The sequence below is a fragment of the Streptomyces sp. NPDC016469 genome, from assembly GCF_040632905.1.
In the GTDB taxonomy this organism is placed as follows: domain Bacteria; phylum Actinomycetota; class Actinomycetes; order Streptomycetales; family Streptomycetaceae; genus Streptomyces.
The window spans coordinates 1-23,411 of record NZ_JBEYCQ010000028.1 but is presented as its reverse complement, the minus strand read 5'-3'; the positions used below and the strand labels follow the sequence as shown (position 1 = coordinate 23,411).

The 23,411-nt window shown below is 72.6% G+C and carries 20 protein-coding genes; 10 read left to right on the top strand and 10 right to left on the bottom strand.

Annotated elements, in window-relative coordinates; all coding sequences use genetic code 11:
* Positions 1 to 54: 54 nt before the first annotated feature.
* Both ABZ565_RS27305 and ABZ565_RS27300 read left to right on the top strand, forming a co-directional pair.
* Complete coding sequence (locus ABZ565_RS27305) at positions 55 to 741, top strand: ribonuclease H (protein ID WP_361032197.1); 687 nt, start codon at positions 55 to 57, stop codon at positions 739 to 741.
* Positions 742 to 904: 163 nt separating this feature from the next.
* The gene (locus tag ABZ565_RS27300) at positions 905 to 1,636 is read left to right on the top strand and encodes a CDP-alcohol phosphatidyltransferase family protein (RefSeq protein WP_361032194.1); all 732 of its coding nucleotides are present in this window, start codon (positions 905 to 907) and stop codon (positions 1,634 to 1,636) included.
* Here ABZ565_RS27300 and ABZ565_RS27295 read toward each other — a convergent pair.
* Positions 1,605 to 2,051 carry an adenylyltransferase/cytidyltransferase family protein gene (locus ABZ565_RS27295; RefSeq protein ID WP_361032191.1) on the bottom strand — a complete coding sequence of 149 codons (447 nt, stop codon included), beginning with the start codon at positions 2,049 to 2,051 and terminating at the stop codon, positions 1,605 to 1,607. The two genes, ABZ565_RS27300 and ABZ565_RS27295, sit on opposite strands and share 32 nt — an antisense overlap.
* Before the next feature lie 166 nt (positions 2,052 to 2,217).
* On the opposite strand from ABZ565_RS27295, the gene ABZ565_RS27290 reads away from it, so the two are divergent.
* The 3 genes from ABZ565_RS27290 to ABZ565_RS27280 are packed head-to-tail and all read left to right on the top strand — an operon-like array spanning position 2,218 to position 6,448.
* Positions 2,218 to 3,480, top strand: coding sequence for a glycosyltransferase (locus ABZ565_RS27290; RefSeq protein ID WP_361032188.1), 1,263 nt, complete (start codon positions 2,218 to 2,220; stop codon positions 3,478 to 3,480).
* Positions 3,477 to 5,213, top strand: a complete 1,737-nt coding sequence (locus ABZ565_RS27285) for a lipopolysaccharide biosynthesis protein (RefSeq protein ID WP_361032185.1) — start codon at positions 3,477 to 3,479, stop codon at positions 5,211 to 5,213. The genes ABZ565_RS27290 and ABZ565_RS27285 overlap by 4 nt, the downstream gene beginning before the upstream one ends.
* Positions 5,210 to 6,448: a hypothetical protein gene (locus tag ABZ565_RS27280; RefSeq protein WP_361032182.1), complete on the top strand. Its 1,239-nt coding sequence runs from the start codon at positions 5,210 to 5,212 to the stop codon at positions 6,446 to 6,448. Before ABZ565_RS27285 ends, ABZ565_RS27280 begins: the two co-directional genes overlap by 4 nt.
* On the opposite strand, the gene ABZ565_RS27275 is transcribed toward ABZ565_RS27280, so the two are convergent.
* A complete protein-coding gene (locus ABZ565_RS27275) occupies positions 6,423 to 7,913 on the bottom strand; it encodes a hypothetical protein (protein WP_361032179.1) in 1,491 nt (496 codons plus the stop codon). The genes ABZ565_RS27280 and ABZ565_RS27275 overlap by 26 nt on opposite strands.
* 113 nt (positions 7,914 to 8,026) lie before the next feature.
* Between ABZ565_RS27275 and ABZ565_RS27270 the strand changes: the two genes are divergently transcribed.
* Positions 8,027 to 9,217 (top strand): glycosyltransferase, encoded by a 1,191-nt coding sequence (locus ABZ565_RS27270; protein ID WP_361032176.1) that lies wholly within the window; start codon positions 8,027 to 8,029, stop codon positions 9,215 to 9,217.
* Here ABZ565_RS27270 and ABZ565_RS27265 read toward each other — a convergent pair.
* The 4 genes from ABZ565_RS27265 to gmd all read right to left on the bottom strand — a co-directional run bounded on the left by ABZ565_RS27265 (position 9,189) and on the right by gmd (position 14,118).
* Entirely contained in the window at positions 9,189 to 10,016 is an 828-nt protein-coding gene (locus ABZ565_RS27265) for a glycosyltransferase family 2 protein (protein ID WP_361032173.1), read from the bottom strand. The two genes, ABZ565_RS27270 and ABZ565_RS27265, sit on opposite strands and share 29 nt — an antisense overlap.
* Positions 10,013 to 10,726 carry a hypothetical protein gene (locus ABZ565_RS27260; RefSeq protein WP_361032170.1) on the bottom strand — a complete coding sequence of 238 codons (714 nt, stop codon included), beginning with the start codon at positions 10,724 to 10,726 and terminating at the stop codon, positions 10,013 to 10,015. The genes ABZ565_RS27265 and ABZ565_RS27260 overlap by 4 nt, the downstream gene beginning before the upstream one ends.
* Complete coding sequence (locus ABZ565_RS27255; protein ID WP_361032167.1) at positions 10,723 to 12,972, bottom strand: LamG-like jellyroll fold domain-containing protein; 2,250 nt, start codon at positions 12,970 to 12,972, stop codon at positions 10,723 to 10,725. The genes ABZ565_RS27260 and ABZ565_RS27255 overlap by 4 nt, the downstream gene beginning before the upstream one ends.
* Positions 12,973 to 13,104: 132 nt before the next feature.
* Complete coding sequence (gmd, locus tag ABZ565_RS27250) at positions 13,105 to 14,118, bottom strand: GDP-mannose 4,6-dehydratase (protein WP_361032164.1); 1,014 nt, start codon at positions 14,116 to 14,118, stop codon at positions 13,105 to 13,107.
* A 111-nt stretch (positions 14,119 to 14,229) separates the two neighbouring features.
* Between gmd and ABZ565_RS27245 the strand changes: the two genes are divergently transcribed.
* Positions 14,230 to 15,207: a GDP-L-fucose synthase gene (locus ABZ565_RS27245; protein WP_361032161.1), complete on the top strand. Its 978-nt coding sequence runs from the start codon at positions 14,230 to 14,232 to the stop codon at positions 15,205 to 15,207.
* Positions 15,208 to 15,291: 84 nt separating this feature from the next.
* On the opposite strand, the gene ABZ565_RS27240 is transcribed toward ABZ565_RS27245, so the two are convergent.
* A complete protein-coding gene (locus ABZ565_RS27240; protein WP_361032158.1) occupies positions 15,292 to 16,788 on the bottom strand; it encodes a sugar transferase in 1,497 nt (498 codons plus the stop codon).
* 424 nt (positions 16,789 to 17,212) lie between these two features.
* On the opposite strand from ABZ565_RS27240, the gene ABZ565_RS27235 reads away from it, so the two are divergent.
* Complete coding sequence (locus ABZ565_RS27235; protein WP_361032155.1) at positions 17,213 to 18,475, top strand: D-arabinono-1,4-lactone oxidase; 1,263 nt, start codon at positions 17,213 to 17,215, stop codon at positions 18,473 to 18,475.
* 9 nt (positions 18,476 to 18,484) lie between these two features.
* Here the strand turns inward: ABZ565_RS27235 and ABZ565_RS27230 are convergent, their stop codons facing one another.
* Both ABZ565_RS27230 and ABZ565_RS27225 read right to left on the bottom strand, forming a co-directional pair.
* Complete coding sequence (locus ABZ565_RS27230; protein ID WP_361032152.1) at positions 18,485 to 19,480, bottom strand: MASE1 domain-containing protein; 996 nt, start codon at positions 19,478 to 19,480, stop codon at positions 18,485 to 18,487.
* Positions 19,481 to 19,546: 66 nt separating this feature from the next.
* Positions 19,547 to 20,380 carry a PP2C family protein-serine/threonine phosphatase gene (locus ABZ565_RS27225; RefSeq protein WP_361032149.1) on the bottom strand — a complete coding sequence of 278 codons (834 nt, stop codon included), beginning with the start codon at positions 20,378 to 20,380 and terminating at the stop codon, positions 19,547 to 19,549.
* 166 nt (positions 20,381 to 20,546) lie between these two features.
* Between ABZ565_RS27225 and ABZ565_RS27220 the strand changes: the two genes are divergently transcribed.
* Positions 20,547 to 20,846 carry a DUF1876 domain-containing protein gene (locus ABZ565_RS27220; protein ID WP_361032146.1) on the top strand — a complete coding sequence of 100 codons (300 nt, stop codon included), beginning with the start codon at positions 20,547 to 20,549 and terminating at the stop codon, positions 20,844 to 20,846.
* A 53-nt stretch (positions 20,847 to 20,899) separates the two neighbouring features.
* Here the strand turns inward: ABZ565_RS27220 and ABZ565_RS27215 are convergent, their stop codons facing one another.
* The gene (locus ABZ565_RS27215; protein ID WP_361032143.1) at positions 20,900 to 22,198 is read right to left on the bottom strand and encodes a pectate lyase; all 1,299 of its coding nucleotides are present in this window, start codon (positions 22,196 to 22,198) and stop codon (positions 20,900 to 20,902) included.
* Between the two features lie 606 nt (positions 22,199 to 22,804).
* Here ABZ565_RS27215 and ABZ565_RS27210 point away from each other — a divergent pair.
* Positions 22,805 to 23,284 carry a lamin tail domain-containing protein gene (locus ABZ565_RS27210; RefSeq protein WP_361032140.1) on the top strand — a complete coding sequence of 160 codons (480 nt, stop codon included), beginning with the start codon at positions 22,805 to 22,807 and terminating at the stop codon, positions 23,282 to 23,284.
* Positions 23,285 to 23,411: the final 127 nt, after the last annotated feature.

Below are 23,411 nucleotides of genomic sequence, written 5' to 3'. Positions count from 1 at the left end.
GCAGGTGGGGGCAGGGGGACGGGGCCGTCCCCGGGCGCTGGCATGATCGAGGGTATGAACGAGCGCATGATCGCCGCGTGTGACGGGGCGTCGAAGGGTAATCCGGGACCGGCCGCCTGGGCCTATGTGGTGGCCGACGCCGAGGGGCGTCCCCAGCGGTGGGAGGCGGGGCCGCTCGGCACCGCCACCAACAACGTCGCCGAGCTCACCGCACTCCAGGAACTCCTGGAGTCCGTGGACCCCGCCGTGGCGCTCGAGGTCCGGATGGACTCGCAGTACGCGATGAACGCGGTCACCAAATGGCTGCCCGGCTGGAAGCGCAACGGCTGGAAGACCTCGGCCGGCAAGCCCGTCGCCAACCGCGACCTGGTGACCCGCATCGACGAACTCCTCACCGGGCGCGCCGTGAGCTTCGTCTACGTACCCGCCCACCAGGTGGACGGCGACCCGCTCAACGCCCTCGCCGACCAAGCCGCCAGCGAGGTCGCCGTCAGCCAGAGCGCCGCCGGCACCGCGCACGGATCGGCCACCCCCGTACCGGCGCCCTCCCGCGCCACCGAGGGCCGCCGGACCGGCGCGACGGCGAAGGGGGCCGCGGCACGGAAGACGGGGAGCGGGGCCACCATCCGGGCCAAGTTCGCCGGCCGCTGCCACTGCGGAAGGCCGTACGCGGCCAAGGACATGATCGCGAAGAACGACCACGGCTGGGGCCACCCGGAGTGCCGGACCGCCTCCGCCTGAGCGGCACTCCCGGGCGGCTGGGCCCGGCCGACTGCCCCCGTAAGCCCATCGGATGGGGCGATCCGCCCGCGCGGCGGACGTCTCCGTGTCATGATGCGGCTCCGGCGGAGCGCGGGGAGCGCCGCCGGGGGAGCGGTGGCGACACCGGGACGCTGGGGGGCGCATGGACACCACGACGACGGTACTCGGCCGGCTGCGCGGGGCGCAGAAGACGGCCAAGGGGGTGTCGCTCTACTCGCGGTACCTGAACCGCCCGGCCGGCCGGTTCTTCGCCGCCGGCGCGTACCAGATCGGCATGACGCCCAATCAGGTCACCCTGACCAGCGCGGTGTTCACCTTCACCGCGATCGCCTGCGTGGCGCTGGTGCGCCCGGGGCCCTGGCCTGCCGTCCTGGTGTACCTCGGTCTCGCCGTGGGCTTCGCCCTCGACTCGGCCGACGGGCAGCTCGCCCGGCTGACCGGGCGCGGGGGGCCCGACGGTGAATGGCTGGACCATGTGGTCGACTGCGCCAAGATGATCCTCGTCCACACCGCAGTGCTGATCGCGTTCCACCGGTACTTCGCCCTGCCGGGCGACGGCTGGCTGCTGCTGCCGCTCGGCTTCCTGTTCGTCGCCGTGCTGACCTTCTGCGCGGGGCTGCTGCGCGAACAGCTCGGCAAGGCGGCATCGCACGGCACGGACCGGGCGCCCGGGCCCGCCGCGCCGCCGTCCCGGCTGCGGGCCGTGGCGCTGCTGCCCGCCGACTACGGGGTGTTCTGCCTGGTCTTCCTGCTGCTGGCCGACGAAACGGCGTTCCGGATCGGATACGCCGTACTCGCCGCCACGCACGCGCTGTTCCTCGTCCTGTTCCTGGGCAAGTGGTTCAGGGAGCTGAAAGCGCTCCGGGCGCACTGACGAGCATGTCCAGCACCCGGCGCAACTGGGTGCTGGAGGTGTGCACGGTGTACGGGAAGTACACCACCTCCACGCCCACCTCGGCGAAGTCGCGTTCGAGCTTCCTGCCCTTGTCGGTGTCCCGCCAGTCGTCCCCCTTGAAGATGACGTCGAACCTGACCTGCTGCCAGGTCTCGACCTTCTCCGGCACGGTCTCCACGAAGGCGGCGTCCACGTACCGCACGCTCCGCACGATCTCCAGCCGTTCCGGGAGCGGGATCACCGGCCGGTGTCCCTTGGCGAGCGTGGCCATCTCGTCGGAGACCACCCCCGCCACCAGGTAGTCGCACTGGCTGCGCGCATGACGAAGGATATTGAGGTGTCCCACATGGAACAGGTCGTAGACCCCCGGCGCGTAACCGACCCTGTGCACCATCCGTTCTCTCCCCCCACGGTGAGCGCGATGTCCGCGATAGTCCAACGACCTTACTGTGAAGACCACTTGCGCATCTCATGAACGGATAAGCTCGCTTTTGGGGCTGTTCCTCGGTGGAACACAGTCGGTGGAACACAGGTGGCTCCGGGGGGAAGGCGATCGCCCGATGGCAGACGAAGAACACCGCAGACCGTTCGAGCACCGGCGCCTGCTGGTGGTCTCCACGAACTACGCGCCGGAGCTGACCGGCATCGGCCCGTACGCCGCCCAGCTCGCCGAGCACTGGGCCGCGTCCGGCGCCGACACCCACGTGCTCACGGGCATGCCGCACTACCCGGCCTGGCGGACCGACGCCGCGTACCGGGGCGTGTGGCGCACCGAGGAGCGGCGCGCGGGCGTCACCGTGCACCGCAGGCGCCACTATGTGCCGCCCCGCCAGAGCGCGTTGCGCAGAGCCGCCTTCGAGGGCACCGTCCTGGCGCACGGCCTCCTCGCACCGCCCGGGATCCGGCCCGACGCGGTGGTCTCCCAGATGCCCAGCCTCGCCGGAGGGATCATCGGCGCCCTCCTCGCCCGCCGCCACCGGGTGCCGTACATACCCGTCGTCCAGGACCTGATGGGCGCCGCCGCGGCCCAGAGCGGCATCCGGGGCGGGGACAGGGCGGCGGCCCTCGCGTCGAAGGCCGAGCGGTTCGCGCTCCGCGCCGCGACCCTGGTCGGCGTCATCCACGAGAGCTTCGTCCCCCGCGTCACCGCCTACGGGGTGGACCCCGGACGCATCCGCACCGTCCCCAACTGGAGCCATGTGCGCACCCCTTCGGCCGACCGCGCCGCGACCAGGGCCCGGCTCGGCTGGCGCGAGGACACACCCGTCGTCCTGCACTCCGGCAACATGGGGCTCAAACAGGGCCTGGAGATCCTGGTCGACGCCGCCCGCCTCGCCCCCGAGATCCGGATCGTCCTGATGGGCGACGGCAATCAGCGCGAGGCCCTGCGCACCCGGGCCGCCGGGCTGCCCAACCTGGACTTCCTGCCCCCGGCAGGCGCGGACGAGTTCACCGACATCCTGGCCGCCGCCGACGTCCTCGCCGTCACCCAGCGCGCCTCCGTGCTCGACATGAGCGTGCCGTCCAAACTCACCTCGTACTTCGTGTCGGGACGACCCGTCGTCGCCTCGGTGGCCGAGGAGGGCGGCACCGCCGACGAGGTGCGGCGCTCCGGGGCCGCGCTCCTCGTCGCGCCCGAGGACCCGGCCGCCGTGCTCGGCGCCGTCCGCAAACTGGTCGAGTCACCCGCCGAGGCCGACGCGCTCGGCGCCCACGGGCCGCGCTACGTGGCCCGCCATCTGGGCCGGGAAGCGGCGCTGGCCCGTTTCGACGCCCTGCTCACCGAGGCCCTGCGGGACGGCCGGGAAGGGCCACGCCGATGACCGAACAGATCCGCACCCTGGAGGAGCAGGACGAACCCGCCCTGCTCCGGGACCAGTTCCGCCAACTCCTGCGCTACCGCACCCTCCTCGTCACCGGTGTGCTCCTCGGACTCCTCGGCAGCGGCTGGCTCGCCCTGAGCGGGGACGACACCTACGCGGCCACCGGCGAGGTCTCCGTACGCTCCGCCGCCTCCGACCCCTTCGCCGCCGGTGCCTCCGCCGACAAGGGCATCAACATCGGCTCCGAACGCCAGACCGCCGTCAGCGACGCCGTGGGCACCATCGCGGCCGGCACCCTCGCCAAACAGGGCGACACCGTCGAGGTCGGCGCACTGCTCTCCGGGCTCCAGGTCACCAACCCGCCCAACACCCTCGTCCTCAAGTTCGCCTACACCGGCCGCACCCCCGAGCAGGCCAGGGCCAGGGCCGAAGCCCTCGCCGAGGCATACCTGGAGATTCGCCGGGAGCGCACCGAGGACAGCATCGACAACATGATCGACGGCTACCGCGCCCAGCTCAAACCCCTCACCGAGCAGCGCGACCGGCTCGCCGAGCAGGAGACCGGCACCGTGGGCGACGACGTCACCAGCGCACGCGCCAACCTCATCGTCGCCATCTCCGGGCTCAACCAGAAGATCTCCGAGCTCCGCGCCCTGGACACCACGCCCGGCTACCTCAACAAGAAGCCCGTCGCCCCGCAGCATCCCACCGGGGCGGGCCTGCCGCTGCTCCTGGGACTCGGCGGCGTCGTCGGACTCGCCCTCGGGCTGCTGCTGTCGTGGGTGCGCCTCGTCTTCGACCCGGCCGTCCGCTCCACCAGGGAACTCGTCCGCTCCCTGGGCGCCCCGCTGCTCGGCACCCTGCCCCGGGAACGCGCGACCGCCGGCACCCTCCTCGCGATCGGCCGCCCCGGCAGCAGACTCGCCGAGGAGTACCGGGCGGTCGCCTTCCGGCTCGCGTACGACCCGTCCTTCGCGGAACGCCGCCGCCTCCTGGTCACCGCGCCCAGGGGCGACAACGACATGGCGCGGGCAGCCGCCGCCAACCTGGCCGCCGCCTTCGCCGAGATGGGCCGCGACGTCCTGCTGGTCGAGGCCGACCTGAGGACCCCGTCCCTGGCCGGCGACCTCGGCGCCGCCCACCCGGGCCGCAGCCCCCGCTGGGCGACGGGCAACCAGGACCGGGGCTGGCCTTCCGACAGCCGGGCCAACGTCGACGTGCCGGGGTCGGGCGCCTTCACCCTGGTCGCGGGGCGCCGCACCGACAACGTGCCACGCGCCCTGACCTCCGCCCCGGTCAGCCGCATCATCGCCGAGGGGGGCAGGCCCGGCGCGGTCGTCATCGTGCTCGCCCCGCCCGTCCTGTCGTACGCGGACGCGGTCGCGCTCGTCGACCGCGTCGAAGGCGTCGTCATCGTCTGCCAACCGCGCGAGGTGCACCGCAGCGACCTCGAACGCATCCGCGAGATCATCGGCGCGGCGGGCGGCTCGGTCCTCGGTACCCTGCTCCACCCCGGCTACGGCCGGCTGGACCGGCGGGCCCGCAAGGCGTCCGGCGGTGACCGGGCACCGGGGCACCGCCCCTCCGGACAGGCACCCGCGGCCCCGGCCGGCAGGTACGGAGACCCCGACGTGACGGGCCGCACCGGCGATCCCGCCGAGACGCTGGGCCTGCGCACCGTGGACGGCGGCCACGGACGCGACGGGCACAACAGCGCCGCCGGACACCGATGAGAGCCCGTACCGCGATCGTCTGCTCGGTCGCGGACCAGGGGGTGGCGGCCCTCACCAACATCCTGGTGCTGGTGGCGGCCGCCCGGCTCTCGACCGTGGCCGGCTTCGCCCGCTTCTCCGCCGTCTACCTGGTCTTCACCGTCCTGCTCGGCGTCTCCGGCGCCTTCACGGGGCAGCCGCTCGTGCTGCGCAGGGGCGGCGGCGAGGACACCCGGGGCGCCTGCCGGTCCGCCGTCCGCTTCACCCTGCTCGCCGCCACCGCCCTCGGCGGACTGCTCGCCGCCGTCTGCGTGGTCCTGCCCGGCTCCACGGCACGGGCCCTGATGACGCTGGGCCTGGTGCTGCCGGTGGTGCTGGGGCAGGACATCGCCCGTTACGCCTTCGCCACGCTGCACGCCCAGCACCTGGCCCTGGCCGCCGACACCCTCCGGCTGGTCTGTGTCATCGGCGCCCTGGCCGTACAGCCGCACGGGGCGCCGGCCGCCCGGCTGGTCGCCGTCTGGGGGCTCTCCGCGCTTCCCGCGCTGCTGCTGTCGGTGGCCGCCCTGCACCGCAGGACCGCGGGCGGCCCGGTGGCGCTGAGGCCGATGCTCGCGAAGGGCCACCTGGGCCGGAGGTTCGTCGTCGAGTTCGGCGTGGGCAACGCCACCTCGCAGCTCTCCGTGCTCGGCCTCGGCGCCGTAGGCAACCCGCTCGTCGTCGGAGCCCTGCGCGGCGCCACCACCCTCTTCGGCCCGCTCAACGTGCTGTTCACCTCCGCCACCGGCTTCGGCCCGCCGCTCCTCGGACGGCTCGCGACCGACCGGCTCCGGGTGCGCGCGACCGCCGCGCTGGCCGTCGTCCTGGCCCTGACGGCGGCCTCCTGGGCCACCGTCCTCGCCCTGCTGCCCGGCTCCGTGGGCCGCCACCTGCTCGGCGCGACCTGGCCCACGGCGGCGGCGCTCCTCCCGGCCACCGGCAGCCAGTACGCCGCGATGGCCGCCGGCACCTGCGGACTGCTGGCACTCCGGCTCCTCGACCCGCGCTCCACGCTCCCGATCCAGGTGGTGTTCTCGCTCGCCGCGGTCGCCTTCCTCGCCACGGGGTACGCGATCGGCGGGGTGACCGGGGCCGCCTGGGGCCTGTGCCTGGGCTCGGTCTGCAAGGCCGTCGCGACCTGGACCCGGGTGGTCCGGCTGTCCCGGGCGGGCGCGCGGGCACCGGGACGGCTCAGCGCGGACGCCGCCCGGACCTGAAACTCGTCACCAGCGCCAGGCACAGGGCCGCGATCGCCAGCTTCCCCGCGGCCTGCAACAACGGACCCCGCAGCAGGATGAAGGTGTACCCGGCGATCAGCGGCGCCGCGATCGCCAGCACGCTGCCGGGACCCGGTCCGTCCCGCGAGACCGCCCGCGCGTAACGCCGGTCGGTGCGGGCGGCCCCGTACCCGGTCAGCGCCAGCCCGCCGACCAGGCCCACCACCCCGAAGTCGACCCACAGCTCCGTCCACAGCGGCGCGGAGAGGTTGGTCATGTTCATCCCCATCCACTGCCCGACGCGCACCCCGGTGTCCTCCGGCTTCCCGCTCCACGCCGCCCTCGGCACGAAGAAGAACGCGGACCCCGCCAGCTGCCGTCCGTAGGTGTGCCCACGGGTGCCGACCCAGGTGACCGTATTGGCGAACATCACCGTCTGGTCGTAGTCCTTCGTGGCCAGCGGCTCGAACACCGACGACGACTGGACCGGCCGGTACCCCTCGTCGTCGTACCGGAACCGGTCCGCGTACGGGAACAGCACCAGCGCCCCGATCACCCCGAGCGCCAGCACCGAGCGGTACATCGCCGCACTGCGCGGGAACGCCGTGAACAGCAGGGAGACCAGCACCGTCAGGAACCAGTAACGCGCGTTGGAGACAGGGTTGTTGACGATCAGGTTGACGACGGCCAGCGCACACCAGACCAGCACGGTGGACGGTGAGCGGCGGGCCCGGCGCGAGGTCACCAGCCTGCGCGTGTAGAACAGCAGGGCCAGCAGCGCCGGAACCGTGCCGAAGCCCTTCAGGAACGCCGAGCCCACATTGGATTCGCCGGACGCCACGCCGCTCTCGGCGACCGAGGCGCTGATCTCCTGCCTGCTGGAGAAGAAGACCGCGGGCCCGCCCAGCTTCAGCACGTAGTACCCGCTCGCCGCGAACGCCACCAGGACCAGCAGCCGCAGCCGCACCGGGTGCGCGGTGGCTCCGTGCCCGTCCCCGCGCGCCGTGCGGCGGCGGCGCAGCGGGCGCCGCGACGCCAGCAGCGCCCCCAGGTCGAAGGCAGCGCACCCCACGAGCACCAGCGCGACGGCGGTCACCAGGTCGGCGCGCGGCCCGACCGCAGGCGTCGGCGTCTGGCCGATGACCACCTGTGCGAACGGGGCCACCCCCATCGCGATGTACACGAACATCCAGAAGACGCCCTGGAGGAGCCGCCGCCGCGTGGACAGGATCATCGTCGAGAGCCGCGCCCCCGAGTAACAGGTCAGGACGAGCTGCAACCAGTACGCGGTGTCCCGCACCCCGGTCCCGGGCTGGGCGGCGATCAGCGCGGGCAGGAAGCACACCAGGCCGAGGACGATCGGCACGGCCAGCGCGCGCGACAGCATCGCCCAGGACAGCGGGCGGGCGGGCGGCCCGTCGGCCCGGGCGGGTGAGGACGGCACACCCTCGTGCACGTATGCCATCAACTCCCCGTTCCCGAAGCTCGGTTGTGTGACTCCACATTAACGAATCACCACACGTGAGGAGATGTGACGACTAGTCTGGTCAGGGCCGGCCGAGGGCAAGGGGGACCCTGGTGAAGATCCTGCACATCGTCACGCTGCACACCCCGGACCACGCCTTCGGCGGTCCGACCCGGGTGGCCCTGAACCTCTCCGGGGTCCAGCGCGCCGGGGGCGACGACGCCAGGATCATGGCGCTCGGCGACGGCTTCGACGGCCCGCTGCCGCGCGAGGTGGAGGGCGTGCCCGTCCACCTCTTCCAGGCCCGCCACCTGCTGCCGATGTTCGAGGTCAGCGGGATCACCTCCGCCGCCCTGCTGAGGACCGCGCGCCGCATGATGCGCGGCGCCGACCTCGTCCACGTCCACCTGATGCGCGACCTGGTCACCCTGCCCGCCGCCCTGCTCGCGCTGGCCTCCGGCACCCCCCTGGTCGTGCAGACCCACGGCATGGTCGACCCGACCGAGAAGCGCGTCGCTCAGCTCACCGACCTCCTGGGTGTACGCAGGGTGCTGCGCGGCGCCGACGCGGTGCTGCACCTCACCGAGGCCGAGCGCGTCGACGTCAACGCCGTCGCGGCCCCCGTGCCGCTCACCCGGACCGTGCGCCTGGTCAACGGGGTGCGCCCGCAGCCGTTCAAACCGTCCCGCGAGCCGGGCCGCCCGCCGACCGTGCTGTTCCTCGCCCGCATCCAGGAGCGCAAGCGCCCCGAGGACTTCGTCGCCGCGATGCCCGCCGTCCTGGCCGAGCACCCCGACGCCCGCTTCGTCCTCGCCGGTCCGGACACCGGCGCCCTGCACGGCACCCTCGAACTGGCGCGCCGCCTCGGCGTGACGGACTCGCTGGACCACGTGGGGCCGCTCGGCCACGAGGAGGTGCTGGCGGCGGGCCGCGAGGCCGATGTGTACGTCCTGCCGTCCATCGAGGAACCCCTGGGCGTCTCGGTCCTGGAGGCGATGTCCGTCGGCACGCCGGCCGTCATCACCCGCACCTGCGGTCTCGGGCCCGATGTGGCGCGGGCCGGGGCGGGCCGGGTCATCGACAGCCGTGTCGGGGAGGACGCCGCCAACGCGGACAAGGTCGCGCGGGCGATCCTGGAGCTGCTGGAGCCGGACACCAACGCCGAGGCCGGCAAGGCGGCTTGGGAGCTGGTCAACGAGCACTTCACGATCGAGGTCGTCACCCGTACCCTCCGGCGGACCTACGAGGACGTGGTCCGCCGGAGGAGCGACGGCGTCAAGCGGACGGCCGCTCCCGCGACTTGAGCGCGATCTGCCACCGGTAGAAGCTCATCGCCAGGGCGAAGTCGAACCCGGCGCGCCCGTCGAGGAAGCCCCGCCGGTAGACGTACATGTAGGCGAAGGATATGAGCGGCTTGAACGGTGCCTTGTGGAACAGCTGCCCCTGCCGCGACTTGGCGCGGCGCACCTGTTCCTCGACCTCCGGATGGTGGTTGAGCCAGGCCTCCCAGTCCGAGTAGCGGTTGTGCCGTTCGAACCAGGCGGTCACCGGGTCCAGGTCCTGGTGCTCGATCGGATGGCGCAGCGCCGCCGTACTCTGCGCGACCGGCTGGTAGTGCCCCTCCACCTCCCCGATGCCCGGTGCCTCCAGATCGCCCACCTCCGGGTAGTGGCAGCGGGTCCGGTCGGTCAGGGAGCGCTTCCGGATGGTGTAGCCGTGCCGCAGCCGCTTCCCGGAGAACCAGTAGCCGAGCGGGATGTCGTACGCGGCCGGTTTCGGGGTGTCCGGACGGGCGAAGATTTCCCGCAGCTCGGCCAGCAGTCCGGGGCTCAGCCGCTCGTCCCCGTCGAGCAGCAGGATCCAGTCCAGGTCCGGGCGCACATGGTCCAGGCACCACTGCTTCTTCCGCGGGTGCCCGCCGTCCCAGGTGTACAGGACGACCTCGGCGCCGCACTCGGCGGCGATCTTCGCCGTGTCGTCGGAGCTGTGCGAGTCCACGACGACCACCGCCTCGAAGTGGTCGATGACCGACCGCACGGCCTCCGCGATGTTGAGCCCCTCGTTCTTGGTGGGGATCGCCACGGCTATCGGCAGCTTGTTCATCCGTTGCCCCCTTCGGGAAGCCAGGCGTAGCAGCCTGTGGAGGTGAAGGCCGTCGCCGCGTCCGGAATCGTGAGGGTGGTCCGCTTCCCGCCGTTCGAGGTGCCGGAGGCCAGGACCTTCCCGCCGGGGCCGGTCACCTCCCAGGTGCAGTTCGAGGTGGGGGAGACGTCCCGGTAGCGGCCGGGCCGCAGTCCTCCGCCCCGGTGCACACCGTCGGCGTACCCGTGCGAAGCCCGCTCCACAAGGTCCTTGTGCCGGGGGCACAGATGGGCGACGGCGGGCCCCGCGCCGGTGATCTCGCCCGCCACCACGGCGCCCACCGCCGTCTCCCGGTCCACCTTGACCAGGTAGTCGAGCCGGTCGCAGGTCTCCTGCCCGGTCTGCAGCACCGCCGCCGGATCCATCCCCACGGGCACCCGGTCGGTCAGGTACTCCTTCTGCTTCTTGGTGAACGTGCCGGTGGCGGGCGTCAGCCGGTCGGTGGGGATCTTGGGCGGTTCGCTGCTGCGGGAGGGCCGGGGCCCGGCGGACGCGGCCCCGGAGGGCACCGCGTCCGTCCCGGCCACGGGCCCGGAGGAGGCGGCGGAGGGCGCGCCCGCCGCCTTGCCGCCGCCTCCCTCTCCGCCCCCGTCACCGGAGGACGAGCCGCAGGCGGCCAGCGCCGCCGTCGCGAGAACGACGGCGGCACCGGCCAGGAACGCGTTCCTCATCCGCTGTTCCTCAGCGCGTAGTGGGCACTGACCTGGGCGGCGCTCAGCGCGGCCGGGTAGACGGCGGTCTCGTCGATCTGACCGGCGAAGAAGTTGCTCGTCGGCCGGTTCGGCCAGGTCGCGAGGTTGTCCCCGCCCACCCGCCAGTAGCCGGTGTAGTTCGCGCTCTTGGTGTACCGCGAGTTCGAGGCGCGCAGCTGGCCGTCCACGTACAGGGCCATGCCGCCGGAGCCCTGGGTGGCGACCACATGGTGCCAGGCGCCGTCGTTGTACGCGCCGCTCGTGCTGACGGTCTGGCCGCCGTTGTTGGAGGTGCCGAACGTCAGACGCCCGTTGTTGAGCATGTACACGTGCTTGTCGTACTTGCCGCTCAGCTCCAGGGTGTTGCTGCCGAATCCGATGATCTTCCCTCCCCGGGTCGTCGTGGTCTTGATCCAGGTCTCCACGGAGAAGGCCGTGAGCTGGGACCGGCTGCGGTTGCTGTACGCGTACTGGGTGGACCCGTCGAAGCCGATGGCGGTCGACGGCCCGGCCACGGCCGCCGGGGTCTGGCGGTACGAGGGCGAGCCGCGCAGGAAGCCGTTGTCCAGCCCCGACCCGGTGTCGGCGGCGAAGGTGGACGTGCCCTCGTCGTAGCGCCAGTACAGGGTCGCCCCGTCGGAGAGCACCTTCGCCGGATAGCTCTCGGCCTTGGCGGCCACGGTCGCGCTCACCGCAGGCGACTTGGCGCTGGTGTTGGTGCCGTCGCTCGCGCTGATCCGGTACGTGTGGGTCTCACCGGGCGCGACGTCGGTGTCCGTCCACCGCAGCTGCGGACGGTCCCAGAACACGGAGTACCCGGTCGTCGTGTGGACGGGGGTGGTCGCCCCGTCCTTGTAGATCCGGTACGTGAGCACCCCGTCGTCGGTGTCGAAGCTGGTCTGCCAGTTCACGTCCACCTTGCCCGGGGCGACCGTGGAGACGCTGACGTTCGGCACCCAGGGGGCCCCCGTGTCCGGGCCGTCGGCGAACCGGGTGAGTCCCTGCTGCGCCTTGCTGTTGACCGTGGTGAACTCGCCGCCCACCCACAGGTAGTGGTGGCCGCCCTTGTCGGTCTGCGCCATCACGCGCGGGCCGACCGGCTCGCCGATCCCGTCGTTGGTGTCCGGGAACCACGGCAGCAGCTTCGGATCGTCCACCGACTGGGCCAGCAGATGCTTGCGCGGCTGGTCGGGGAACTCACCCATGGACGCGCAGTCGTGTGCGTGACTGCCGCTGTAGAGCACTCCGTCATGCACCAGCAGGGCCTGCGTGGCACCCAGGCAGGTATCGCGCCAGACCTGGTTGAACGTCGTGAGGTCCAGGGCGATCCGGCCGTCGAACACCCCGCCGCCGGTGCCCTCGTTGGCGGTGTAGAACTGCTTGGCGTCGCTCGTGAGGTCCTGCACCGTGGAGGTGTTCGGGATGAAGCCCGGGTAGCTCTTGTCCAGCGCCCCGGTCGTGGCGTCCACCACGGCCAGCGCGTGCGAGGTGGTGCCGTTCATCGTGAAGAAGTCCCCGCCGAGCACCACGTGCTGCCCGTCCGGGGTGACCTCCACGGCCCGGCCCACCTCGTCCGCCTGCGCCGTCCAGGGCTTCAGCGCGGCACCGGTGGTGACGGCCGCGAAGTAGTTACGGGTCTGCCCCGCGACGCTCTTGAAGTCGCCCCCGAGGTACACCGTGTCGTCGGTGACCGCGAGCGCCCGCACGGTGGCGGAGACGGCGACCTTGAAGTTCTGGCGCGGGGTGCAGGTGGCGGTGTCGATGGCCGCGATATTGCTGACGCCCACCCCGTTCACCGCCCCGAACTGCCCGCCCGCGTAAAGGGTTTCTCCGTCCGGAGACAGGGTCAGCGCGCGGACCGTCGCGGTCCCCGAGGAGAGGGTGAACGACAGGGAGCAGCCGGTGGGCGCCCCGGTCGCGGTGTCGAACGCCGCGAAGTTCACCGCGGGCTGCTCGGAGGTACCGGCCGCTGCCCCCGGCGGCCGTACGGTGGAGAAGGTGCCGCCCGCGTAGACCACACCGTCGTCGGACGCGGCCATGGACCAGACGATGCCGTTGGTCTGCCAGGTGGACAGGTTGTCCGCGGTGATCGAGACGGGCGGGGTGAGGGCGGCGGCCGGGGGACTGCCCGCGGCGGCGGCGCTCAGGGCGCCCGCGAGCAGGCCGAGCGCCGCGGCTGCGGCTCGCGTCCGGCCGCGTCTGCGCCCCGTGGTTCCGTTCATCATTCAGCTCCGAAGGTGAGAACGAGCTGCGGCCCGTTGGCCGCGGTCGAGGAGGCGGAGCCGTGGCCCCGCCCGAACCGGCGCGTGCGGCCCCACCGCGTCACCGGTGGGGGTGGGGGTGCGCGCCGGAGTCCGTTATCTGTCCACGCGCACGGCGGCCCCCGCGAGTTCGTCGGAGAGTCGGCGCACATCGGCGTCGACCATGATCCGGGCCAGCTCCCGGGACCGTACGGCCGGTTTCCAGCCGAGCAGCTGACCGGCCTTCGAGGCGTCGCCGATGAGCGCGTCGACCTCGCTGGGCCGCTCGTACTTGGCGTCGTAGCGGACGTACTCGCGCCAGTCGAGGCCGGCGTGCTCGAAGGCGTACTCCAGGAACTGCCGGACGCTGACCCCCTCGCCGGTGGCCACCACGTAGTCGTCCGGGGTGTCGCACTGGAGCATGCGCCACATCGCGTCCACGTACTCGGGGGCGTAACCCCAGTCGCGTACCGCATCCAGATTGCCCAGATGCAGCCGGCTCTGGAGGCCCGCCTTGATCCGGGCCACACCACGGGTGATCTTCCGGGTCACGAAGGTCTCCCCGCGCCGGGGCGACTCATGGTTGAACAGAATGCCGTTCACCGCGAACATCCCGTACGCCTCGCGGTAGTTGACCGTTGCCCAGTACGCGTAGACCTTGGCGACGCTGTAGGGGCTGCGCGGGTGGAACGGTGTCAGCTCGTTCTGCGGAGGCGGGCTCGCGCCGAACATCTCCGAGGAGGACGCCTGGTAGATCCGGGTGTCGATGCCACTGGCCCGTACCGCCTCCAGGAGCCGGATCGTGCCCAGACCGGTCACATCCCCCGTGTACAGCGGGGCTTCGAAGGAGACCCGCACATGCGACTGGGCACCCAGGTTGTACACCTCGTCGGGCCGGATGTCGCGGAGCAGGTTCACCAGGGCGACCCCGTCGGCCAGATCCGCGTGGTGCAGCACGAAGGACCGGTGCTCCTGCTCCGGGCCCTGGTAGATGTGGTCGATCCGCTCCGTGTTGAAGCTGGAGGAGCGGCGGATCAGGCCGTGGACCGTGTACCCCTTCTGGAGCAGCAGCTCCGACAGGTACGAACCGTCCTGTCCGGTCACCCCGGTGATGAGCGCGGTCTTCCCCATGTGTCACCCTTCTGCGGTCGCCCGTAAGGCAGTTGGTCATGGAATATCTAGGTCTGAGTGATCCGGGACAAAACATCACCGTTTCACCCGGCTGCTGGCACAATCCGAAACATGACGACTGATCTCCCCGGCCCTCTCCGGGAACGAGTCCCGTCCCTGCTACGCCCCGGCGCCCGCGTGTTCGTCGCCGGTCACCGGGGCCTGGTGGGATCGGCGGTGGTCCGCCGCCTCACCGCCGACGGCCATGAAGCGATCACCCGCGGCCGCGACCGCCTCGATCTCCGGGACGCCGAGCGGACCGCCGCCTTTCTGCGCGGCATACGCCCGGACGCCGTGGTGCTGGCCGCCGCCCGGGTCGGCGGGATCATGGCCAACAGCACGTATCCCGTGCAGTTCATCGAGGACAACCTGCGCATCCAGCTGAGCGTGATCGCGGGTGCGCACGCGGCCGGCGCCGAGCGACTGCTCTTCCTCGGCTCGTCCTGCATCTACCCGAAGCACGCCCCCCAGCCGATCCCCGAGAGCGCCCTGCTCACCGGACCCTTGGAGCCCACCAACGAGGCCTACGCGCTGGCGAAAATCGCCGGCATCGTGCAGACGCAGTCCTACCGCCGCCAGTACGGCGCCTCCTACATCAGCGCCATGCCGACTAATCTCTACGGGCCCGGCGACAGCTTCGACCTGGAGACCTCGCACGTCCTGCCCGCCCTGATCCGCCGCTTCCACGAGGCCCGCGAGTCCGGCGCACCGGCCGTCACGCTCTGGGGGTCCGGAAACCCGCGGCGCGAGTTCCTGCACGTGGACGACCTCGCCGCCGCCTGCGTGCTCCTGCTGGAGCGCTACGACGACGACGCACCGGTCAACGTCGGCTGCGGCGAGGACCTCAGGATCCGCGAACTCGCCTCGATCGTCAGCGAGGTGACGGCCTATCAGGGGGAGACCCGCTGGGACACCGGCAAGCCCGACGGCACCCCGCGCAAACTCCTGGACGTCACCCGGCTGGCCTCCCTCGGCTTCGCCCCGCGCATCCCGCTGAAGGAGGGCATCGCGGAAACGTACTCCTGGTGGCTCCGGCAGCAGGCCGCGTAGCCGCCCCCGCCCGGCCGGGCGGTCCGCCCCCGTCCACGGCGGGCGGGCGGCCCGGCCCCTTTCCCCGGCGTTCATCCGCCCCCCTCAGTACGCCCCGCGGCCGTCGGTGACGGCGCGCAGCGTCCGGGCCATGAGCCCCATGTCCGTGGCCACCGACCAGTTGTCGACGTACCAGAGGTCGAGCGACACCGTCTCCTGCCACGAGAGATCGGACCGGCCGCTGACCTGCCAGAGGCCGGTCAGCCCCGGCTTCACCGCGAGCCTCCGCAACTCCCGCTCGTCGTACCGGGACACCTCGTCCGGCAGCGGAGGACGAGGCCCGACCAGGGACATGTCACCCTTGAGTACGTTGACGAGCTGGGGCAGTTCATCCAGCGACGAGCGGCGCAGCAGGCGGCCGAGACGGGTCACCCTGGGGTCCCGGCGCATCTTGAACATCGGACCGTCGTTCTCGTTCGCCTCGGCGAGCCGCGCCTTGTGCCGCTCGGCGTCCACCACCATCGTGCGGAACTTCCACATGACGAACGGGTGGTTGTGCTGCCCCTGACGGACCTGCCGGTGGAAGACCGGGCCCGCCGAGGTGAGCCGGACCGCCACCGCGATCAGCAGCAGCAGTGGGGCCAGGGCGACCAGCCCGCAGGCGGCCCCCGCCCGGTCCACGGCCGCCTTCAGAGCGGGCTGGAGCCCGCGGCGCAGCGGCGGCACGATGTGCAGCAGGGTGAGCCCGGCCGCCGACGAGGGCCGGACCCGGTCCGCCGCGGTCTCCGAGAGGTGCGAGAGCACCGACACTTCGAGGCCGCCGTCGTGCAGTCCCCAGGTCAGCCGCCGCAACCGCTCCTCGGCCAGCCCCGTGCCCGGGACCACCAGCGCGAGGTCGGCCTCGTGCGCGAAGGCCGCGCCGAGCACCGTCGAGGCGTCGTCTCCCGCAGGCGCCGGATCCAGCCGCCCCGGCACCGGGACCTCGCAGCTCAGCGCCGCCGCGCCCACCGGCAGCGCGGCCACGACGCGATAGCCGTGGTCCTCCCGCGAGGTGAGCAGCCGCACCGCCCGGTCCACCCCGGCGGCCTCGCCGACCACCAGCACCCGGCGCGCCGTCCGGCGCATCCCGGACCAGGCCAGCCGGCGCGCCCACGAGGTGCCCGCCGCCGCCAGGAGCCCGGGGATCAGGGCGACGACGGCCGCCGCCGGGTCGATCGGCGCGTCGAGGACGGTCCACAGCACCGCCAGCACACCGATGAGCAGCAACCAGTCCCCGGGCGTGGTCAGCGCCCCGGACGGGCGGCCCGGCACACGTAACACATACCGGCCCCGCGCGGCCCGGATCCCGCACCACACCAGGGTGGCCGCGAGCGCCCCGGGCAGGGCCTCGGGCTGCCCGTCGGCGCGGAGCACGAGCCAGGCGGGCAACCCCAGCCCGGCGGTTTCGGCGCACACCGCCAGGGTCAGCAGGCCCGGGAGCCTGCCGGGCGCCCGGGCGCCGCGCTCGCGCTGTACGTCCGGGAGCTGCCGCGGCCGGCCGATGTCCTGGCCGCGTGGCAGTCCTGAAGAGGTCCGAGGTCGTGGCGCCCCCGCCAGTCCCACGGGCCTCGGTATATCGGATTCGGGTAGCTCGACATGCCCCATGAACCCCCCAGTCACAGTCGCATCGCCACAAACGGGGCGCATCCGCCGATCCAGTGGACTGACGGACGCGCCCTCGCTCGGTGCACGATATCCACACACATGGCATTTCGCTGGAGTTCCGGTGAAGTTCAGGCAGGCACGGTGATCCGGGACTCGTCCCGATCCGTACCGGATCTCTGGTTCTGTGTGCACCTGTTGGTATGTGTGACATGCGTCAAACGGTTGGTGTGCGGATATGTACCTTGGTCCGCCAACTACCGTACGTGCTCGTGCGGTAGCGCGGGCGGTGTTCGGGCCGCTCGGATCCGGCGGCCGCCGGGCGGTCTGGGAGAATGCGGTGTCGGGAGCACGTGCCCGGCCATGAGTGGAAGAGGGACGTACGGTGACCCCCGCGGAGAAGAACTGGGCCGGCAACATCACCTTCGGCGGGAAGCGGCTGTGCGTGCCGCGATCCGTCCGCGAACTGTCCGAGACGGTCGCCGCCTCGGACGCCGTCCGCCCCCTGGGCACCCGGCACTCCTTCAACACCATCGCGGACACCTCCGGCGACCATGTGTCGCTCGCCGGGCTCCCGCGCGTCGTGGACATCGACGTTCCGGGGCGGTCGGTCTCCGTGTCCGCCGGACTCCGCTTCGGCGAGTTCGCCGCCGAACTGCACGAGAGCGGTCTCGCCCTCGCCAACCTGGGCTCGCTCCCGCACATCTCGGTCGCCGGCGCCGTCGCGACCGGCACCCACGGCTCGGGCGTGGGCAACCGCTCACTGGCGGGCGCCGTGCGCTCCCTCTCCCTGGTGACGGCCGACGGGGGGACGCGCACCCTGCGGCGCACCGACGAGGACTTCGCCGGCGCGGTCGTCTCCCTCGGCGCCCTCGGCGTGGTGACCTCGCTGGAACTGGACCTCGTGCCCGCCTTCGAGGTGCGCCAGTGGGTGTACGAGGACCTGCCCGAGGCGACACTGACCGCGCGGTTCGACGAGGTCATGTCCGCCGCCTACAGCGTCAGCGTCTTCACGGACTGGCGCCCCGGCCCGGTCGGCCAGGTCTGGCTGAAGCAGCGGGTGGGCGACGAGGGCGCGGCGGCCGCGATGCCCGCCGAGTGGCTGGGCGCACGCCTCGCCGACGGCGCCCGGCACCCGATCCCCGGGGTGCCCGCCGAGAACTGCACCCGGCAGCAGGGCGTGGCCGGCCCCTGGTACGCGCGGCTGCCGCACTTCCGGATGGAGTTCACCCCGAGCAACGGCGACGAGCTCCAGTCGGAGTACTTCGTGGCCCGCGCGGACGCCGCCGCCGCGTACGAGGCCCTGGCCCGGCTGCGGGACCTGATCGCCCCGGTGCTCCAGGTGTCCGAGCTCCGCACCGTCGCCGCGGACGACCTGTGGCTGAGCCCCGCCCACGGCCGGGACTCGGTGGCCTTCCACTTCACCTGGGTCCCGGACGCGGCGGCCGTCGCTCCGGTGGTTGCCGCGATCGAGGAGGCCCTGGCCCCGTTCGGCGCCCGCCCGCACTGGGGCAAGGTCTTCTCCACGGCCCCGGAGGTGCTGCGCACCCTGTACCCGCGCTACGCGGACTTCGAGCGGCTGATGGCCCGCTACGACCCGGCGGGCACCTTCCGCAACGCGTTCCTGAACCGGCGCTTCCGGCGCTGATCCACGTGCTCAGCGGCCGCCGCGTTCGTCCTCGGCCCGGGACGGCCAGGCGGCGGCCGAGCGGCCCGGGGCGAGCTGGTCGACCACCTCGGCCAGCTCCTCGCAGGCGTGCTCGATGCGGTGCCGGATGTTCTGCTGCTCGGCGACGATGGCGGCCAGCAGGAGAGCGGTGAGCGCGACGGCCCCGTTCAGCACCGTCAGGTTGATCATCACTTCCACGATGGTGTGCCCCGTGAACGGCCCGGCCCCGTCCGTCCCCGCCAGGATCGCCAGGACGGACACCAGCAGGGCGCACGGCGCGCTGCCCGCCAGCCGGAAGCGCAGGGCCGCCCAGATGACGATCGGGAACACCAGATAGAGCATCGACAGCGAGCTCCGGGTGGCGACCAGCGTCCCGGCGACCGCGACGGCCAGCAGCGCCACGCCCTCCGCCCAGCGGTCCGTGAGCCGGGGGAGCCGGACCCGGTCCAGCACGAGCACGACGGGCGTGACCACCAGGACCCCCATGACGTCACCGGCCCACCACGCCGCCCAGACGGACCAGAAGTTCCCGGCGGGCAGTTTGCCGTCCACCACGAGCATCGTCGTCCCGGCGGTCGCGCTGATCACCATGGCGGCCATCGCCCCGAGAAACACCAGGACGATGCCGTCGCGCAGCCGGTCCAGCTCCCTCCGGAAACCGGTCCGCCGCAGCAGCGCGTACGCGCACAGGGGCGCGAGCGTGTTGCCCGCCGCGACGGCGAGCGTGGACGGCGTCACCGTACCGCCCAGCATGCCCACGACGACGAGCGAGCCGATCGCGATCCCGGGCCATACGCGCACCCCGGAGTACAGGAGGCAGCCCAGCGCGATCCCGGTCGGCGGCCACAGCGGCGACACCACCGCGCCGCGGACGGTCACCTCCCGCAGCAGGCCGAGGCGGGCCGCCCCGTAGTAGGCGGCGGCGACGCCCACGACACGCAGGACCGCCGGCAGGTAACGGCGGTTCCTCTCGCTGTGGATCACATGCTCATCAGACACCGGTCACGAGGCGGACGGCGGTGTGACACGCACGAGCGGCCGGGGTCCGCCTCACCCTCCGCCGGAGGCGAAGCGCCCGTGGCGCAGGACGAGCACCGCCGCGTCGTCCTCGTGCCCCGTCCGCTCGGCGGAGCCCATGACCGCGTCGGCCAGCGCGTCCGCGTCCTCGGTCACCCGGGAGCGTACGAGCCGCACCACCCCCTCCAGGCCTTCGTCCAGGGAGTACGAGGGCCCCTCGACCACCCCGTCGGTCAGGAGCACGAAGGCCCCCTCTTCGCTGAGCGAGCGCGTGGTGACGGGGTATGCCTCGCCCGGCTGCACCCCGAGCGGCAGCCCGCCCTCGTCGTCCGTGGTGCCGGCCCGGCCGTCGGCGGTGGCCCAGACGGCGGCCACATGCCCGGCCCGGGCGCTGCGCAGCTCCCGGGTGGCGGGGTCGAGACGGGCGAAGGTGCAGGTGGCGAGCAGTCCGGAGTCGGCGGCGAGCAACAGGTCGTTGGTACGGCTCACGACCTCGCCCGGGTCCTCCGCCGTGAGCGCGAAGGCGCGCATCGCGATCCGGATCCGGCCCATGAAGGCCGCGGCCTCCACGTCGTGCCCCTGGGCGTCCCCGATGGCGAACGCCAGCGCCCCGTCGGGGAGCACGAATGCGTCGTACCAGTCGCCGCCGATGTCCAGACCGCTGCGCGCCGGGGCGTACCGGGCGGCCGTCCGCAGGCCCGCCGGCGACGGCAGGGCGGAGGGCAGCATCTCCCGCTGGAGCGCCTCGGCCAGCTCCACCCTGGCCTGGTGCAGCTCCACCTCGCGGCGGGCCCGGGAGGTGAGGTCGTGGAGGGTGGTGAGCAGTTCGTCGGAGCTGGCCGACCGGGAAGGACGACGCCGGTTCATGGGCCGCTCCGCGGGAAGGGGGATGGCGGGCCGGGTGTCTGCATCCTATTTCGCCGGGGGACCGGGCGCAGTCCGGGCGGGCAGCGCCGGGCGGTCGGGTGGATGCTGGAAGTGGACCCGTGCGGCGGCCCGCGCCCGAGGGCCGGTGCGGGCCGGGAGGTATGCGATGAACCGCACGCTGGAGTGGAAGGTCCGCGTCGAGCTCTCCGAGGAGGCCGGGACGACCAAGGCGGAAGCGGTGCTGGACACGGGCACCGCGAGACTCACCGGCCAGGGGATCGCCCGGCTGAGCCCCCAGGACCCCGACGTTCCCACGATCGGCGACGAGGTCGCGGCGAGCCGTGCGATGCACGACGTCGCCGGGCAGCTGATGAGCGTGGCGGACCGGGCCATCGGCGAGTCCGGCGCCGGCCGGCCGGACGGTCCGGTGCCACCGCCGTACGCCTGGTCGGACGCCACGGCCTGAAGGCGCGCAGCGGCCCGCCCCCGGGGAGGGGACGGGCCGCGGGCCGGTGGCGGTCAGTCGGCGTAGGTGATGTCCGAACCGCTGTAGATGCAGTTCGTCCCGTCCGCGCCGGTGCCCGTCTTGGACGGCTCGCCGCTCGTCACCCCCTTGTACTTCGTGCAGATGTCGATGTCGTGGTCGGAGTCGTCGTAGATCGTGACGCCCGAGAAGCGCGCCGTGTCGCCGTAGTTGGTGTTGATGCCGACCAGGGTGTCGCCCGGCGCGGTGACCCACACGTTCTGCACCTGGACGTGCCGGCCGTACTGGGTCGAGCAGTTGCCGCAGGAGCGGTAGAGCTTGCCGAAGTCCTCGACCTGGAAGTTCTTGATGACCAGGGTGCCGCCGCCGTTGTGCTGGAAGACCTTGTCGTCCGCGCCGCGCGCGCCGCCGCCGTCGACCGTGCGGACCAGCGAGGAGGAGCCGCCGAGGAAGGTCGCGGCGTCCTCACCCACGTCCTCCCACCAGACGTTCTTCAGCGTGCAGGCGCCCGCGCAGTGCACACCGTCGGCCGCCGGCGAGCCGAGGACGACGTTCTGCAGGGTGGCTCCGTCCGCCAGCTCGATCAGCGCGGGCTGGTCCTCGTCCTGGCCGTCGCTGCCCAGGTCGCCGCTCCCGTAGAAGCGCTTCATGCCGCCGTCGTAGCTGCCCGACACCTTCATCGTCGAGGTCAGTGCCTGGCTGCCGTTGGCCGACGGCCACGCGGGCCGGGTGCCGGGGTCGGTCGGCGGGTCCGTGGGGTCGGTCGGATCCGTCGGAGTGGAGCCCGCCGCGGTGAAGGTCCAGCGCTTGCTGGTCGCAGAGTCGCAGGAGTTCTGCTGGACCAGGGCGCCGGCCGCGGTGGAGCCGTCCTTGACGTTGAGGCACTTGCCGCCGTTGGCGTTGACGACGCGGTAGGTGTCGCCGCTCACCGGGGTGAGCGTCCAGACCTGGCCGGCGCCGCCGGCGCAGCTCTGCTGCTCGACCGCCTTGCCCGCGCTGGTGGAGGCGCCCCGCACCCCGGCGCACTTGCCGCTGTGCGCGGCGGTCAGCGTGTAGCCGCTGCCGGAGGTCTTGAGCTGCCACGTCTGGTTGGCGGCTCCGGTGCAGCCGCGCTGGGCGAGCTGGACCCCGTCGGAGGTCCCGGAGCCGGGAACCTCCAGACACAGCCCGCTCGCCCCGTTCGACAGGCTGTACGTGCCGGTCGCGGGCGCGGCCGTCGCGGAACCGGTCGCGACCAGCGCCGTGACGCCGGCGAGGATCAGTGAGGAGAGGGCGACGAACGACGCGGCTGTCCGGCCGCCCCGCCGTCTGGCATGCTGATTTCTGGTACGCACAGGTGTTCCTTTCACCGCCCGCGGCGTCCTCCGCGGGCACCAATGAGTGGTTCGGTGCGGTGGTAAGGCGATCCCTCGTCCATGCGGGGCGGTGGCAAGCGCGTCCCGCATGATGAACCGAGTTCTTGTATGCGAACAGCCGTGACCGTACGGCACCGTCATGCACCGGTCAAGAAGGGTGCGCGCCCCCTCCTGCTCCCGGCGTTCGGCGCATCGGGCTGCGGTGCTGTTCGAGCGAACGGCCGTACGCCCCTTCCAGCGGTAACCGAAAAAATGTTCAACAGCGGCCTCGGTCTGTTTGTTACGCGGCCCAGACCCCGCGCGCATGGGCGCCGACGGCACGCGCGACGGCGTCGCCCGCACGGTCGACCCCGTCAACCCGGCACCGCACGGCTGGTTGCAGCGGACAGGAATTGACAGGTACCCGCAGCTTTCCCTACATGCCGACTACAGCCGTGTGTGACGGAAATGTCCGCACTTCGTAACACGCCCCGACGCTGTTCCCGCACCGCCGCCGACAGGTCCAAGGTGTGGCTCCCGGCACGACGCCGGGAACGGCAAACCGCCTGGACCCCACCGGTCCGGGCCTGCACCTGAGGGGTCTTCATGTCCCGTTCCGCACGGCGGATCACCGCCGCCGTCCTCGCTTCCGGCGCACTGGTCGCCGCCGCCGCCCTCCCCGCGGTCGCCGACGGCCACGGCCACGGCCGGGGCCACCACGCCCCGCGTCAGACCGTCGTCCTGGGCAAGATCCAGTACGACAGCCCCGGTCGCGACAACGGCTCGAACCGGAGCCTGAACGGTGAGTGGGTCACCGTCACCAACACCGGGCGGCACGCGGTGAACCTGCGCGGCTGGACCCTCAGCGACGAGAGCCACCGCACGTACCGGTTCGACCTGCGCCTGCCCGGCCGCTCCTCGGTGCGCGTCCACACCGGCGTCGGCCGCGACACCCGCCACGACGTCTACCAGGACCGGCGCCACTACGTCTGGGACGACAGCGACACGGCCACCCTGCGCGACGCGCGCGGCCACAAGGTCGACTCCGAGTCCTGGGGACGCCACCACCACGGCCACCGCCGCTGACCCACCGGCGGCGGCCCGCTGAACCCGGGCCCCACTGGAGCGCGTCCCCATCGGCCGATGCGAGCAGCCCCTCGCACCGCACGTCCGCCTGCCCGGGGCCGGGCGGAGAGTCGCCCAGGCATGCTCT

What these genes read in the sequence shown, in the direction of transcription:
- ABZ565_RS27225 (WP_361032149.1), bottom strand. Translation starts at nt 20,380, where the DNA reads ATGAACCGGCGTCGTCCTTCCCGGTCGGCCAGCTCCGACGAACTGCTC.
- ABZ565_RS27265 (WP_361032173.1), bottom strand. Translation starts at nt 10,016, where the DNA reads ATGAACAAGCTGCCGATAGCCGTGGCGATCCCCACCAAGAACGAGGGG.
- ABZ565_RS27285 (WP_361032185.1), top strand. Translation starts at nt 3,477, where the DNA reads ATGACCGAACAGATCCGCACCCTGGAGGAGCAGGACGAACCCGCCCTG.
- ABZ565_RS27275 (WP_361032179.1), bottom strand. Translation starts at nt 7,913, where the DNA reads ATGGCATACGTGCACGAGGGTGTGCCGTCCTCACCCGCCCGGGCCGAC.
- ABZ565_RS27220 (WP_361032146.1), top strand. Translation starts at nt 20,547, where the DNA reads ATGAACCGCACGCTGGAGTGGAAGGTCCGCGTCGAGCTCTCCGAGGAG.
- ABZ565_RS27280 (WP_361032182.1), top strand. Translation starts at nt 5,210, where the DNA reads ATGAGAGCCCGTACCGCGATCGTCTGCTCGGTCGCGGACCAGGGGGTG.
- ABZ565_RS27290 (WP_361032188.1), top strand. Translation starts at nt 2,218, where the DNA reads ATGGCAGACGAAGAACACCGCAGACCGTTCGAGCACCGGCGCCTGCTG.
- gmd (WP_361032164.1), bottom strand. Translation starts at nt 14,118, where the DNA reads ATGGGGAAGACCGCGCTCATCACCGGGGTGACCGGACAGGACGGTTCG.
- ABZ565_RS27260 (WP_361032170.1), bottom strand. Translation starts at nt 10,726, where the DNA reads ATGAGGAACGCGTTCCTGGCCGGTGCCGCCGTCGTTCTCGCGACGGCG.
- ABZ565_RS27305 (WP_361032197.1), top strand. Translation starts at nt 55, where the DNA reads ATGAACGAGCGCATGATCGCCGCGTGTGACGGGGCGTCGAAGGGTAAT.
- ABZ565_RS27210 (WP_361032140.1), top strand. Translation starts at nt 22,805, where the DNA reads ATGTCCCGTTCCGCACGGCGGATCACCGCCGCCGTCCTCGCTTCCGGC.
- ABZ565_RS27245 (WP_361032161.1), top strand. Translation starts at nt 14,230, where the DNA reads ATGACGACTGATCTCCCCGGCCCTCTCCGGGAACGAGTCCCGTCCCTG.
- ABZ565_RS27300 (WP_361032194.1), top strand. Translation starts at nt 905, where the DNA reads ATGGACACCACGACGACGGTACTCGGCCGGCTGCGCGGGGCGCAGAAG.
- ABZ565_RS27255 (WP_361032167.1), bottom strand. Translation starts at nt 12,972, where the DNA reads ATGATGAACGGAACCACGGGGCGCAGACGCGGCCGGACGCGAGCCGCA.
- ABZ565_RS27295 (WP_361032191.1), bottom strand. Translation starts at nt 2,051, where the DNA reads ATGGTGCACAGGGTCGGTTACGCGCCGGGGGTCTACGACCTGTTCCAT.